This window comes from Enterobacter cloacae complex sp. ECL414 (genome assembly GCF_021869685.1).
Lineage (GTDB): Bacteria > Pseudomonadota > Gammaproteobacteria > Enterobacterales > Enterobacteriaceae > Enterobacter > Enterobacter kobei.
The window spans coordinates 3,984,350-3,999,151 of record NZ_CP091481.1; the positions used below are offsets into that span (position 1 = coordinate 3,984,350).

The following is a 14,802-nucleotide window of genomic DNA, read 5'->3' on the forward strand; positions in this document are numbered from 1 at the left end:
AAGGATAATTTATGAAAAAACTACTAATATTTTTAACCGTTACGTTGATGCTGGCCGGTTGTTCCACGCTGAAAACCGATCAGGCCATTCCACTGCTGCAGGCAGAGACTGCTAAAATGCTGGGTCTGGGCTCATCGGATGAAATAACAGTGACCAATGTTAATGGCGCCCAACCTGACGCACTGGGAGGGCAAAAACTATCTTATCGCGCTACGACGGAAAAAGGGCGTATTTTCGATTGCTCATCGATGATGATGCCCGGGATTTTGGGATCCGCACCGACGCTGAGCGCGCCAACCTGTACACCTGTTGTCACACATAAATAATTAACCCCAAATTAAAAGGCGTACATAAATAACGCCTTTTACATTTTCTCACGTATCTGAGTTTTCATATAAAAACGATTTTCCCGACATCACGCTAATGAGTACGGAGATAGCCCGTGAATAACTCTACATCGCATCTGCTAGCGGTTAAGACGCCGCTTTCCAGACTTTACCTCGCTCTATTTTCCGCTCCGCTGTTACTGCTTTCACCTGCCGATTTCGCACGTGCAGCGGATGCAATTTTTGATGGCGACTCGCGTATTACCGACACGCTGGGTTATACCGGAGATGTTTACGTTGGACGTAATCAACGCGGAAACCTGCTGATCGATAATGGCAAAATCACCGCCTATAACATCAATATCGGTCGGCTGTTCGACGGGCAAATTTATGAAAGCATGGTCACGGTCCGTGGGCCAAACGCAGAACTTAACGCAGTGAACGATCAATACGTCCTGCGCGGCGACCTCAATCTTGGCCTCGGCACCCTCCGCGTCGAAGAGGGCGCGCTCGCCAGCGCAAAGGAGATCGTTGTCGGCACCACCCGCGGCTACGATAGCCACCTTATCGCCACGGGCGCCGGGTCTCGTGTGACCAGTAACTTTCTTAGCGTAGGCACCGATTTGGGTGCACGATCCACGCTGTTGATTGAAGACGGCGCCGCGCTCAGTACCGCCTATGATGCGCGCATTGGGAATGGTACCGGGCCGGATGAAACCGACACGCTGAGCCCGAAAGCCACCGTCACGGGGAGCGGTTCCCAGTGGAATGTTGGCCGTACGCTGTCGCTTTATGGCGATCTGGACGTGCTGAACGGCGGGGCAGTTACCGTTGGAGGCGTGCAGGTGGCGGGCGTATCCGGGGCCAGGAAGACTGCTGAGCTGGTTATTGCGGGCAAAGACTCGCGTTTTACCAGCGACAGTAATGTGAGCGTGGGTGATTATGGCAATGGCGTGCTGTCGGTTATAGACGGTGGTTCATTTTCCGCTGGCAGCAATACGCTGATCGTGGGGGAATCGGGTTCTGGCTCGAACCGGGGCGCGCTAATCATCGGCAGCCGAGGCAACATGGACACCGGCACGGGTTTGACTGAGCCAACACTTGGCACAGCCGGCGGCGCGGGTACCCTCGATTCGAACACGGCGATCAGCCTACGGGGCGGGCTATTCGGCAGCTATGTCTACTTCAACCATACCAACGAAAATTACGTCTTCAGCAACAAAATGAGCGGCGAAGGTGAGGTGATCAATACTTCCGGGCAGACAACGCTGAACGGCGATCTTTCGGCCCTTCAGGCGAACGTGACCGCGCGTGGTGGCAAAGTCATTATTGCCAGCAACATCAACACCCAGCCAGAAGACGATATTTTTGATGTTCAGACCCTTAGCGCCGAGAACGGCGGTACGCTGATCCTCAACGCGACGGCAGGATCCGACGTTAACAACGGGCAGGGTTACAGCAGCGCCGCGTCAATCAAGGCCGGCGGCACACTGGGGGGGAACGGCACGCTGGGCCAGACCGAGATCCTGTCCGGCGGGCATATCTCTCCAGGGGATGGCGACATCGGCACGTTGACGCTGAAACGGTATCTGAATTTTGTGGGCGAGTCTTTCTATGACGTCGATATCGCCGGTGATGGCCGCAGCGACCAACTACTGGTATCAGGCAAAACGACCATCAGCGATCAGGCTAAAGTACAGGTCACCGCGCTGGATCCTCAAACCAGCTACAAAACAGGCCAAAGCTATCGTATTTTAACCTCCGACGGGGGAATTGACGGTCAGTTTGCCGGAGCGATTTCCAAATCCGCCTTCCTGGACGTGGCGCTCAAGCAGAGCACCGACGCCGTTGATCTGACCATCGCGCAGAAAGAGACCGGCGGCGAGAATCCTGGAGGCGAAAACCCCGGCGGTGAGAACCCGGGCGGTGAAAATCCTGGCAGCGGCAAGCCGGGAATTTTCCAGACCGTGGCCAAAAGCAGCAACCAGTGGAATACCGCTGGCGCGCTCTCCACGCTGACGCAAAGCGGCTCGTCGCTGGCGCTTTATAACTCTCTCCTGGTGCTGAGCGCGCCGGAAGCGCGCGAGGCGTTCAACCAGCTTTCCGGTGAAGTTTATCCGTCAATGCAGTCCAATCTCATCGCCGGCAGCACGCAGGTGTTTAACGTGTTAAACCAGCGTATGCAGCGCGCGTTTGATAACGATAGCCTGCCGATACCGCCGTTAGCGATGTCGCTGGTGCAGCAGCCGGAACCGCAAAACAATGGCGTCTGGGGCCAGACCTTCAGCTCCTGGAGCCGAAACAGCGGCGACGGTAATGTGGGCAAGCTGGACGGCAACACTACTGGCTTCCTGCTGGGGGCGGACCGCAAGCTGGCGGACCATAACGTACGTGTCGGTGGCTACTTCGGCTACAGCCGCGGTGATTACGACGTCGACAGCCGTCGTTCCTCAACGAATACCGACAATTATCACCTTGGTCTTTATGCGGCAGGTCAACAGGATGCGTTCTCTCTTCGCGGTGCGCTGGGCTACACCTGGCACAAGATCGAAGGCGAGCGAAATGTTGATTTTAGCGGCTTCTCGGATCGGCTGAAGTCGGATTACGACGCCAACTCACTGCTGGCGTTCACCGAAGCGGGCTACCGTTTCGGCCAGCCAGCGATGAATGTTGAACCCTTTATTAACCTGTCCTGGATTCGACTGCATACTGACAGTTTCAGGGAAGACGGCGGTGCTGCCGCGCTGAGCGTAAATAACGAAACGATGAACACCTTCTATTCTACCCTCGGGGTGCGTGGCGTGACCGAGCTGCCGAAGAACGTTAACCTCTACGGTTCGTTAGGCTGGCAGCACGCATATGGCGATAAGAATACCTCTTCGCGCATGGCGTTTGCGGGCAGCGACGCGTTCATTACACAGGGGCAGGCCGTGGATGAGGACGTGATGGTGGGCGATATCGGCGTGAGCGTACAACTATCGCGTGCTGCGACCCTGGATGTGGGTTATCAGGGGCAATATGGTGCGGATACCCGCGTCAATTCGGTTAACGCGAATCTGCGCTGGTCGTTCTGAATTATATCCATTCAATGAACCCGCCCTCGTGGCGGGTGTTTGCTTTTAGCTTCTGACGCATTCAGGGATCGTTCCCAATCACATCCAGCAGTTTATTTTTAAAGATAAACAAACACGCCTCATTGAAGTTCTCCGCCCCCAGCCGTTCCGAAAGCGCCGTTCGTTTGCGGTAGAGGCTTTTCACCGACGTATTCAGCTCATCGGCAACGGCTTCCATCGACATCCCTGCCCTCAGCAACCGCAGCATGATCGCCTCGTGCGTGCTAAGCCGTAAGTTAAGCAGCCATTTGGTTGTCAGACGCCTGCCCTTCATGTTGAGCACCAGATTAAACAGCGACGCCATATCCGGCGCGGTGAGCGACGTGTTCATAAACAACTTCATACTGAGTAGATTCTCTTCGCGATGTCGCATATCCAGCATAACGCAGCAGATCGTTTTCCTTGTTCTGGCCGGATGGCGTATCAGGTAATCATATAAACGGAGCGGAGAACGACTATCAATCAATACAGAGTATTCGTCGGCACCATTATCAAATATGTTTCTGTCAATCGAGTCGAGCAGGATAATATCTGGAAAAAAAAGCCTCATGCCCCTGACAAGATAGCGATCCTGAGTCACTAACACTATTGAAGTTGCCACTAACCATCCCTTTTAGATTAAAGCAAGAACGCTCCTTCCGAGAGAAGGCCGCCTTCGTTTTATAGCGCTGTTATATTAACGACAAATGTATTCTGGCTTTGAACATCCCTCAATACACACATTGATGGATAAGACTTCCTGTAGACCATCATTCAATGTCTGACATTAATTATAAATAAAAAACAATCTCAGAAAAGACACTTCGCTAAACATTAAGAATTTTTGTCATGAAACTTCCCAAACATGCACAAGAAAGTACTTTAATTGATGCTTCCAGGCCTCATTAAAAATATAAACAAATTTGTCACAATAAAAATAAAGCACTTAAATATCATAATGTTATAAATACATAACCCCTTCAATATAATCATAAAAAACCGCTCACTACAGAATTATCTCAAAACCACCCACCCTCTATTCACCATATTTATCCGGCAACATATCAGGTGTACATTACCGTTTACCCAATCCACCGAGATAAGGATCCATAATTACCTTTAAGTAAGTACCCCATAACGTTACTGCATTCAGATTTAATGTTCTCATTTATCGCCTTTAACGCACAGTTAAAAGGCAGCCGTGTTATGCAATGGATTCATGATAAACAAATGGCAAATAGATATGGAAAGATCGCTTCGCTTCAATACGTTATTCTTTTATCGCACCCCAGGATTATTGTTACTGTTATTACTCTTTCCTGTTCTGGTTCAGGCAACGGAATCCGTTTATGAACAACAGATTCAACAGGCGCGTAACGGTAATTACACGCCGTTTCTTGATTATCTGCAACATTATCAGCAACAGCACGCCCTGACGCCTGAACAGGTCGCAGACTGGTTACAGGTGGCATCCTGGGCAGGTCATGATGATGAGGTGATTGAGGTCTGGCAGCGTTATGGCATTTATATGCCGCTGCCCGCTCGCGGCGTTGCTGCCGTTGCCCAGGCCAGGAGAAATCAAAAAGCGTGGCAGCCAGCCTTATCGCTCTGGAAAGAGGCGTGCAGCCTTGCGCCGAATAACGATGATTATCGTATCGGCTATATCAAAACCCTGGCCGATGCCCGCATGGATGCACTCGCGCTGCAGGAAGCCCGGCAGCTGGTCACCCAAAACCCCACTCAGGCGCATCTTCAGACGCTCTCGTATGTCTGGTTACGTCAGGGAAAAAGCTGGGATCGGCTTCTGGCGGACACGCGCGCACTGGCTACCGCGCCAGAGAATAATGTCCTGCTCAGCGAGCTTGTCGACGCCCTGACGGATAACCGCGTGAATACCCCCGCGCTCGTACTTTCACAGCGGGTGCCGCTGTCCCCGGCGGAGCGTCGCCGTCTTGAGCGTAACGCCGCCGCCGAAAGGGTTCGCCTTGCCGATGTGCCAGGCAGAACAGAAAAGGAGCGTCTGCAGCTTGCGCAATCTGCGCTGAATCGTTACGACGTTCTGCTTTCTCGCTGGAAAAGCGAGCCGCAGGCGGCGGAAGATGTCATCCTTGCGCGTATAGACCGGCTCGGCGCGCTGTACGCCCATGCTGATTATCCGCGGGTCATCAGCGAGTATCAGGATCTTACGGCAGCGCAGCACCCGGTGCCGGACTGGGCAATCGGCTGGGTTATCTCCGCGTATCTGCAGGAGAAAAACGCCGATGCCGCCTTCTCGCTTCTGCAACGCTATCCGCAATATGCCGCCGATCCGCAGGACGAAGAGCACGCGCTTTTCTACGCCTGGCTCGATACCGGGCAGTATCGGGCCGCCCGCCAGTATGTAGAGCGCCAGACCCGTAACGTCCCCTGGACCCGCTACGATTTCGGTTCCCCTACCCCTCAGCCGAACGATCGATGGCTCACCGGGCAGTCTCTCCGTTTTAACTATCTGCTGGCGACCTACGCCCTGCCTGAAGCCGAAAAGCTGTCTCAGCGTCTGGCGACAACGGCGCCGGGCAACCAGGGATTGCAGATTGACTACGCCACTTTGCTACAGGCGCGGGGCCTGCCGCGTGCGGCCGAGCAGAAGCTGAAAATGGCGGAGGCACTGGAGCCATCAAATCTGGAGCTTGAGCAACAGCAGGCTTACGTCGCCATGGATCTACAGGAGTGGCAAGAGATGGATTTACTGGCCGACGACGTGCTTGCTCGCGCGCCGGTCGATCGCAGTGCCCGTCGTCTGGACAGGCTCAGAACGGTTCATCATATGTCCGAGCTGCTCCTCAATGCGAGCAAGGGTTTGCACTCCGATAACCCCGTCAGCGGTACGCACGACCTGAACTGGGACGCCACGCTCTATGGCCCGCCAGTTGCGGATAACTGGCGGCTGTTTGCCGGCACCCGCTATGCAGAGGGTAATTTCGATGAAGGCAAAGGCACCAGCCGCCACCTCCTGGGCGGCGTGGAATGGCGGCCTCGTGACCTCCAGCTCGAAGCCGAGCTTTCCAGTAACCGCTATCACGGCGCGAACAAGCCGGGGGCTCGCCTTTCCACAACTTACTTTCTCACCGATAGCTGGCAGCTCAGCGGCAGCCTTGAACGCGTAGCTCCCACCACGCCCTTACGGGCATTACGCAACGGGATTAGCGCCAACCGGGGGGAAGGCGGCGTGCGCTGGTATCAAAACGAGCGACGTGAGTATCAGTTTAGCGTCGCCGTCAGCCGCTTCTCAGACCACAACCGCCGTCAGGAATACACCCTTACGGGTAAGGAGCGTCTCTGGCAAACCCCGTCCCTGACGCTGGATCTCGAACCGGGGATCGCCGCCAGTAAAAACAGCCTGCGGGACACGCTCTATTACAACCCGGCGCGGGATCTGTCCGTAGCGGCCGCTCTGTCCGTCGATCATGAGATGTATCGCCATTACGACACCCTCTGGAGCCAGCAGTTCGTGGCAGGCGGCGGCAGCTACTGGCAGAAAAACCAGTCCGCCGGGGCCATCACCCTGCTGGGCTACGGACAACGCATCCAGTGGAACAACGTCATCGATACCGGCGTGATGCTGAACTGGGATAAACGGCCTTACGACGGCAAGCGCGAGAGCAATCTCTCCGTCACGTTTGATGCGACTTTACGCTTTTAAGGATGAATATGCTGAACATACGTTTTTCCGTGAGTGTGATACTCATCGGCTGGTTCTGCCTCAGCGCGAGCATTTGCGCCCAGGCACTCCCGTTTATTGCCCCCAAAGAGAGACCCCAGCTGGAGGCGAGCAAGCCCTGGCCAACGAATCGATTTCTGGTGCTGGCCTACCACGACGTCGAAGATGATGCCGCCGATCAGCGCTACCTCTCCGTTCGCACCAGCGCGTTAAACGAGCAAATAAGCTGGCTTTTGCATAACGGCTATCACGCCATCAGCGTGCAGGACATTCTGGATGCCCATGACGGAAAAAAAACGCTGCCGCCGAAAGCCGTTTTGCTCAGTTTTGACGACGGCTACAGCAGCTTTTATACCCGCGTCTGGCCACTGCTTCAGGCCTGGAACGTCCCTGCCCTTTGGGCACCGGTAGGCAGTTGGGTGGACACGCCAGCAAATCAAAAGGTCAATTTTGGTGGTCTGATGACGCCCCGCGATCGCTTCGCAACGTGGGACATGGTGCGCGAGCTCAGCCAGTCTCCGCTGATTGAGATCGGCTCACATACCTGGGCCTCCCATTACGGTATCGTGGCTAACCCTCAGGGAAGCCGCGAGCCTGCCATCGCCAATCGCTTTTACGATAAGGCGACGGGCCGCTATGAAACCGATCGGCAGTTCAGCCAGCGGATCGGCGACGACGTGCGTAAAGTGACCGAGAAAATCACGCAGGTGACGGGCAAAGCACCGCGCGCCTGGGTCTGGCCTTACGGTGCCGCCAACGGTACGTCGCTCGCCATCGCCAGACAACAGGGTTACCAGCTGGCCTTTACGCTGGAAGACGGTCTGGGGGACGTAAATGACCCTGGCAACATTCCCCGTCTGCTGATCGCCGGCAATCCTTCGCTAAAAACCTTTGCCAGTACGGTCAGCCAGATCCAGGAACACGATCCCGTTCGCGTCATGCACGTCGACCTCGACTACGTTTACGATCCCGATCCGGCCCAGCAAACCCAAAATATCAACAGGCTGATCCAGCGAGTCTACGACATGAAAATCAGCCATGTTTTCCTGCAGGCGTTTGCCGACCCGCAGGGCGATGGCCGGATCAAAGCGCTCTATTTCCCCAACCGTCGGCTTCCGGTCCGCGCCGATCTGTTCAATTTTGTCTCCTGGCAGCTCCAGACCCGTGCGGGGGTGAAAGTCTTCGCGTGGATGCCGGTGCTCTCGTTCGATCTCGATCCCTCCCTGCCGCGCGTGCAGCGTCGGGATCGTCAAACGGGCCAGCTGCACGAGGCCACTGAACCTTATATCCGGCTCTCCCCGTGGAACCCGCAGGTTCGCCAGCAGGTGACGGACATCTATGAAGATCTGGCCCGCTATAGCACCTTCAATGGGATTTTGTTCCATGACGATGCGGTGCTGACGGACGTTGACGATGCCGGACAAGACGCCGCTCAGGACACAACGCGTCAGAAAAGCCGTCTGCTGATGGGCTTTACCCGGGCGCTGGGCCAGGCGGTGAAGCACATCCGGGGACCGCAGATCAAAACCGCACGCAATATGTTCGTCTTACCCATCCTTGAGCCTGAAAGCGAAGCCTGGTTTGCACAGAATTTTGATGATTTTCTGGCGGCCTATGACTGGACGGTGCCGATGGCCATGCCGCTGATGGAGTCCGTTCCGGCGAACGAAAGCGACGCCTGGCTGACGCGTCTGGTTAACGTGGTCGCCGCACGGCCCGGCGCGCTCGATAAAACCATTTTCGAACTGCAGGCCAGAGACTGGGAGCAAAAAACGCAGCGTGCCGTTTCCGATAAACAGCTTGTCCAGTGGATGCGCGTTCTCCAGCTGAACGGCGTCAAAAACTACGGCTACTACCCCGACGATTTCATCAACAACCAGCCTGATATCTCCCGCATCAGGCCTGAATTTTCTTCCTACTGGTACCCTGACAATGACTGATCGCATCATCGCTTTTTCTATTTTGTGTCTGGTATTCGGGTTGCCTTTAGGCGTGGCCGCCCTTTTTACCGGCGAACTGATTCTGGATTTTGTGTTCTTCTGGCCGCTGTTCATGTCCGTGCTCTGGGTCACCGGCGGACTCTATTTCTGGTTTCAGCTTGAACGCCACTGGTCGTGGGATAAAGAGACCCCACCACCCTCGCTCGCTGGCGAGCCGCTTATTTCCATTCTGATCCCCTGTTTCAATGAGGAAAGGAACGCCAGAGAGACCATCAGCGCCGCGCTGGATCAGCGGTATAAGAATATAGAGGTTATCGCCATTAACGATGGCTCTTCTGATAACACGGCGGACGTGCTGCAGCAGCTGGCGCAGGAGCAGCCGCGCCTGCGGGTAATTAACCTCGCGGAGAACCAGGGAAAAGCCGTCGCGCTAAAAGCGGGTGCCGCGGCAGCCCGGGGCGATCTGCTGGTCTGCATTGATGGCGACGCCCTGCTCGACCGCGACACTGCGGTTTATCTGGTAGCCCCGCTGATTCAGTATCCTCACGTCGGCGCGGTCACCGGCAATCCGCGCATTCGCACGCGATCCTCGCTGATTGGGCGCATTCAGGTGGGCGAGTTCTCGTCCATTATTGGCCTTATCAAACGCACGCAGCGGATCTATGGCCGGGTCTTTACCGTGTCCGGCGTCATCGCCGCCTTTCGCCGCCAGGCGCTGGCGGATGTCGGGTACTGGAGCCCGGATATGATCACGGAAGACATCGACATAAGCTGGAAGCTTCAGCTGCGCCACTGGGACATCTTTTTCGAGCCGCGGGCGCTGTGCTGGATCCTGATGCCGGAGACGCTCAAAGGCCTGTGGAAACAGCGCCTGCGCTGGGCTCAGGGCGGCGCGGAGGTTTTTCTGGTCAACCTTCGCAAGGTTGTGCGCTGGGAGCATCATCGCATGTGGCCCCTGTTTCTGGAGTACGCGCTGTCCACGCTGTGGGCGTTCGCTTACGCGATGACGGTACTGCTGTTCATTATCAGCCAGGTCGCGCCGATTCCCGCCAGGCTGACCGTTGAGACCCTGTTCCCACCCGCGTTCACCGGTCTGCTGTTGGGCGTCATGTGCCTGCTGCAGTTCCTGGTCAGTTTGTTCATCGAGCGGCGATACGAGCGGAAGGTGGCAAGCTCGCTTTTCTGGGTGATTTGGTTCCCGATGGTGTACTGGATGATTGGCCTGTTCACTACCCTCGTCGCGTTTCCGAAAGTCATGCTTAAACGTCAGCGTGCCCGCGCGCGCTGGATCAGTCCGGACCGGGGAAAAGGAAGCATTCAATGAACGAAAATACCTTAATTTTGACTGAACATCGGCTGTTACCACGTCTTTTCGATGCCGCGTTAACTCTGGTGGCGTGGGGAGGATTTCTGTTTTTCCTGTATGCCAGGCTGTGGATGCAGTTAACCGAAGAGAGTGAACACCGGTGGAGCGTCATTATTGCCTCCTTTAATACGGTGTTGATCTATTTGCTGTTCGCCGCGCTTAACGGATGGCTGCTGATTTTGTGGTATCAGTACAACCGCCGCCGCACGCATGTAAGACGGCGTCAGCCGGGCTATTTTCACCAGGAGGAGCTGGCCCGCAGCTTTAATGTCTCACCACAGATCATCTCCGAGATGAGCCAGTACAACCTGCTGACGGTCTATCACGATCGGATTGGCCGTATTATTGATCTAAAGATCAGTCAACAGGACGAGGAAGAAGAGTGAAGAAACGTCCCCGCAGAATGGTCTGCGGGGAGCTATTTCGAGCGGTTCTGAGTTACTTATCCTTCACCACAATCAGCGGTTCAATATCGCTCTCTTTCTTCACCACCAGCGAGTCATCTCCGCGCAGACAGGTGCCGCCGTAGTTCCCGCCGACGGTAAAGGTGCAGACCTGAATGTACTTGCCGTCGACGTTTGGCAGGCACCACAGCTGCTGGTAAATGTTTTTGCGATCGATAAACTTGCCGCTGGATTTATCCAGCAGTTCGTCCTGGGCGCTAATGAGATCGATATTGCTGCCGCAGCGTCCGGCAATCGGCTTGACGGCATAACCAGTCTGCTTCAGCAGGTCGTTAACCTCAAAATCGGTATCGAGCAGGTAACGGTGGTTCGGGAAAAGCTGCCACAGTACCGGCAGAATGGCTTTGTTACCCGGTATCACCGTCCACAGCGGCTCAAAGACCAGCACTTCCGGACGCAGCAGGACGTCGATCAGGCGCACTTCACCCTCGGGATGTCCGGTCCGAATCGGCACGGCGGCATATTCGGTTTCGCTGACCTCGCGGATTTGCTCTATCGCCGTTTCCCACGCCCAGGTTTTCCACACGCAGTTGACGTGGCGACCTTCGTCGTCAATCAGCTGCCCGGCAGCATCCCAGCTCAGCGCCCCCAGCCCGTGCAAAATTTTGGTTTCAAACCCGGCCTGTAACAGTGAACGCTGAATAAAGAGCGCGTGATAATCCTCTTCGACATCGTTGTCCTGCATGATGTGCACGAACGGACGCGCGTGGCTGTGTTTCCACGCGCCGGTCAGCTCTTCCAGCAACCCTTCTGCCGGGTTATGGCCGTGGCCGCGATAACCGTTTTTCACCCACTCTTCGAGAATCAACCCGCCCTCGGTATGGCAGGACGCGGAGTCGGCATTGTACTCGTAGACCTTAATCCCGCGCTCATCCATGCAAAAATCCATACGGCCGGTGATCATATGGTGACGACGCCACTGCCAGGAGAGGCGCAGGCGCGGCCAGAGGATTTTCGGAATGTCGAAAAGCGCCAGCAAATTGTCGTCTTTCAGCACCTTGTCCGTCGCGTGCAGGTACATCAGGTGCAGTTCGTTGGTGGCCTTGATCAGCTCCTGCTCGGCGCTTTCGGTGATGGTGAAGTACTGGCAGGGATCTTTATTGATCACATGACCGTTCGCGCGGATATACGCCTGCTGCAGCGCGTCATTTTCGTTGAGCCATTTTCCGTCGAACTGACGTTTGTTTTTCAGCCGCGCACCGCGAATTTTCAGCAATTCGCCGTCGATTTCCGGCTGGGGAATGCTGTGTTCCGTGTCGTCGGTCTGGATCATCCAGCCGAGAATTTCCGTGTCGCTGAAGGTGTCATGGATTGTGTAACATCCGTTCTCCACGCTCAGCCGCAGCTCGCGCGTCCACTGCTGCCCGAGCGGCAGCGGGGAGTGCAGGACGTTCTGCTCTGCAATGCGCACCTTGTCGTCCAGAAGCTGGGTGATTACCGCCACGTGGCCGGTCTCATGAAACTCTCCGCCCTTTTGCCAGATCAGCAGCGCCCCGGCGCGCGGCGCACGCTTCGAGCCATTGGCAAACGCCTGAAGGGGCAGAATGTTATCGTTCACTACCTGACGCAAAAAGCGCAGGGAGAAGATCTCCCACGCCATGCCGACGTCGGTAAACACGAAACCATAGTTGAGGAACAGGAAACGGCGGGCAAACTCAACACACTGCCATTTGTGGCCCATGTATTCGTTGCCGATATAACTGCGAAAATCCGCATCTTCCGGGTATTTTCGCGGGTCCAGACTGCCGTAATTTGAGGAGTAAATCGCCACACCACCCGGCGCATAGCCTAACAACGTCCCGAATGGCGCATCACTGCTTAACTTTCCTTTACGCATGTATCCAACCTAAAACAGGCAGGCGGCAATTTTTTGAAGGGTTGTCGTCGTCTGCACGTTGTAATTAACCTGACAGAGGTGGAATTATCATACACCTGCCCTGTCCATTACGCTCGCATCGTTAAACGGTTCCCCTGCCACCTGCTAAACTGCCTCAACACAACACCAAAGAGGCAGGCCAACATGTCAGACGAAAACACCTATCAGCCACCGAAAGTGTGGGAATGGAAAAAGAACGGCGGCGGCGCGTTCGCCAATATTAACCGCCCGATTTCGGGCGCGACGCATGAGAAAGATCTCCCCGTGGGCTCCCATCCGCTGCAACTTTATTCGCTGGGAACACCTAACGGCCAGAAAGTGACCATCATGCTTGAAGAGCTGCTGGCGCTGGGCGTGACGGGCGCGGAGTATGACGCCTGGTTGATCCGCATCGGCGAGGGCGATCAGTTCTCCAGCGGGTTCGTTGAAGTGAACCCGAACTCGAAAATACCGGCGCTGCGGGATCACTCCACGACCCCACCAACGCGCGTCTTTGAATCCGGCAATATCCTGCTCTATCTGGCAGAGAAGTTTGGTCACTTCCTGCCGAAAGATCCGGCGGGACGCACCGAAACGCTGAACTGGTTGTTCTGGCTGCAGGGCGCGGCGCCATTCCTGGGCGGCGGTTTTGGTCACTTCTACAACTACGCGCCAGTGAAAATTGAGTACGCGATCGATCGCTTTACCATGGAAGCCAAACGCCTGTTCGACGTGCTGGATAAACAGCTGGCGCGCGGCCGTTACGTGGCGGGCGAGGAGTACACCATCGCGGATATGGCGATCTGGCCATGGTTTGGCTGCGTGGCCCTGGGTAGCGTCTATAACGCCGCCGAGTTCCTGGATGCCGAAAAGTACACCAACGTCCAGCGTTGGGCGAAAGACGTGGCGAACCGCCATGCCGTGAAGCGTGGACGCATCGTTAACCGCACCAGCGGCGAGCTGAACGAGCAACTGCACGAACGCCACGCGGCGAGCGACTTCGATACCAACACGGAAGACAAGCGTCAGGCGTAATGCTTTGCCGGGCGGGCCACCGCCCGGCAGATGAGATCCTTGCCAGGGGCATGATTAGCCTAAAGGTTGAGCCGCAATTGCTGGCACTATCTGGCCGTTTTTCTCGCGCAGATGTGAGAAACGACGTATCAATCGACAGCAGTCACAAAGGATCTGTTATGAAACTTCTTAAAACAACGCTGGTCATCAGCGCTCTTCTTTTTTCTACCTCGGGAATGGCCATCGACAAAACCGCCGCTGGCGCGGTAGCGGGCGCCGCCATTGGCGCGGCCACAGGTAAAGATCTGAAATCCACCGTCGGCGGTGCCGTTGTTGGCGCAGGTACAGGTGCCATGTTCAAAAACGGCGAAAAAGGTAAAGACGCACGTAAGGGGGGTGCCGTGGGTGCCGTCGTTGGCGCAGGAGCGGCTGCCGTGACGGGCAAGAGTGTGCTGAAAGGAGCGGCCGTGGGTGCGGGCACGGGTGCACTGATTGGCGAAGCGACCCACTGATAAGTATTGCCGGGCAGCGCTGCGTTTGCCCGGCCACAGCGTTGTTCAATAATCCCCCCCTGCCAAATCTCTCGTTTTTGCGATCCGCTTTCTGAAAATTATCTTCCCACTCAGTTATTACGATGCAAACAATTGCCTGTCGTAGCCTGAAGATTACAATGCTTTGCTTATCGTAAACTACAGGCTACAATAATGGCTAACGTTAAACACTACATTACAGCTGATGGATATGATCCTTTTGATGCATATCTGCGAAGTTTGAAAGATCCCATAGCAAAAGCCATGATTGCCACGCGTGTCGCCAGAATGTCGACGGGTAACTATGGCGATTGCAAACCATGCAGAGAGAGTGTGTCAGAGCTCAGAATTGACCGGGGACCCGGCTATCGTGTCTATTTTAGTGAAGTCTCCGATCCGGCAGAAGGCGCAGTAAGTCTGGTGCTATTGACTGGAACGAAAAAAAAGCAAAATGCAGACATTGAAAGGGCCGTTTAGTACCTCAACGACTACAAGCGCAGAATATACGAGGAAAT

Annotated in this window: 11 protein-coding genes; 9 read left to right on the forward strand and 2 right to left on the reverse strand. The window is 55.5% G+C overall.

The features are described 5' to 3' along the window. Positions 1-11: 11 nt before the first annotated feature. Together L3068_RS19125 and L3068_RS19130 are read left to right on the forward strand one after the other, a co-directional pair. Positions 12-326 carry a lipoprotein gene (locus tag L3068_RS19125; RefSeq protein ID WP_117582205.1) on the forward strand — a complete coding sequence of 105 codons (315 nt, stop codon included), beginning with the start codon at positions 12-14 and terminating at the stop codon, positions 324-326. A 116-nt stretch (positions 327-442) separates the two neighbouring features. Next, positions 443-3,400 carry an autotransporter outer membrane beta-barrel domain-containing protein gene (locus L3068_RS19130; RefSeq protein WP_117582208.1) on the forward strand — a complete coding sequence of 986 codons (2,958 nt, stop codon included), beginning with the start codon at positions 443-445 and terminating at the stop codon, positions 3,398-3,400. 61 nt (positions 3,401-3,461) lie between these two features. On the opposite strand, the gene L3068_RS19135 is transcribed toward L3068_RS19130, so the two are convergent. After that, on the reverse strand, positions 3,462-3,989 hold the full coding sequence (locus L3068_RS19135; RefSeq protein ID WP_045134821.1) for a helix-turn-helix domain-containing protein: 528 nt from the start codon (positions 3,987-3,989) through the stop codon (positions 3,462-3,464). A gap of 672 nt (positions 3,990-4,661) precedes the next feature. Here L3068_RS19135 and pgaA point away from each other — a divergent pair. Genes pgaA through pgaD form a run of 4 tightly spaced genes read left to right on the forward strand, consistent with a single transcriptional unit; the run spans position 4,662 to position 10,810 of the window. Continuing rightward, positions 4,662-7,100 carry a poly-beta-1,6 N-acetyl-D-glucosamine export porin PgaA gene (gene pgaA / locus L3068_RS19140; protein ID WP_214602877.1) on the forward strand — a complete coding sequence of 813 codons (2,439 nt, stop codon included), beginning with the start codon at positions 4,662-4,664 and terminating at the stop codon, positions 7,098-7,100. A gap of 8 nt (positions 7,101-7,108) precedes the next feature. Continuing rightward, a complete protein-coding gene (gene pgaB, locus L3068_RS19145; protein WP_023337790.1) occupies positions 7,109-9,058 on the forward strand; it encodes a poly-beta-1,6-N-acetyl-D-glucosamine N-deacetylase PgaB in 1,950 nt (649 codons plus the stop codon). Continuing rightward, entirely contained in the window at positions 9,051-10,382 is a 1,332-nt protein-coding gene (gene pgaC / locus L3068_RS19150; RefSeq protein WP_023331300.1) for a poly-beta-1,6-N-acetyl-D-glucosamine synthase, read from the forward strand. Before pgaB ends, pgaC begins: the two co-directional genes overlap by 8 nt. Then, positions 10,379-10,810: a poly-beta-1,6-N-acetyl-D-glucosamine biosynthesis protein PgaD gene (gene pgaD, locus L3068_RS19155; RefSeq protein ID WP_014885222.1), complete on the forward strand. Its 432-nt coding sequence runs from the start codon at positions 10,379-10,381 to the stop codon at positions 10,808-10,810. Before pgaC ends, pgaD begins: the two co-directional genes overlap by 4 nt. A gap of 52 nt (positions 10,811-10,862) precedes the next feature. Here the strand turns inward: pgaD and gss are convergent, their stop codons facing one another. Continuing rightward, positions 10,863-12,725, reverse strand: a complete 1,863-nt coding sequence (gene gss, locus L3068_RS19160) for a bifunctional glutathionylspermidine amidase/synthase (RefSeq protein WP_023331301.1) — start codon at positions 12,723-12,725, stop codon at positions 10,863-10,865. A gap of 183 nt (positions 12,726-12,908) precedes the next feature. Here gss and yghU point away from each other — a divergent pair, with 183 nt between their 5' ends. From yghU to L3068_RS19175, 3 genes are all read left to right on the forward strand, one after another. Continuing rightward, the gene (yghU, locus tag L3068_RS19165) at positions 12,909-13,778 is read left to right on the forward strand and encodes a glutathione-dependent disulfide-bond oxidoreductase (RefSeq protein WP_014885224.1); all 870 of its coding nucleotides are present in this window, start codon (positions 12,909-12,911) and stop codon (positions 13,776-13,778) included. Positions 13,779-13,936: 158 nt separating this feature from the next. Then, complete coding sequence (locus tag L3068_RS19170) at positions 13,937-14,269, forward strand: YMGG-like glycine zipper-containing protein (RefSeq protein ID WP_023337792.1); 333 nt, start codon at positions 13,937-13,939, stop codon at positions 14,267-14,269. A 192-nt stretch (positions 14,270-14,461) separates the two neighbouring features. Then, positions 14,462-14,764, forward strand: coding sequence for a type II toxin-antitoxin system RelE/ParE family toxin (locus L3068_RS19175; RefSeq protein WP_063861899.1), 303 nt, complete (start codon positions 14,462-14,464; stop codon positions 14,762-14,764). The last annotated feature ends 38 nt before the right edge of the window (positions 14,765-14,802 follow it).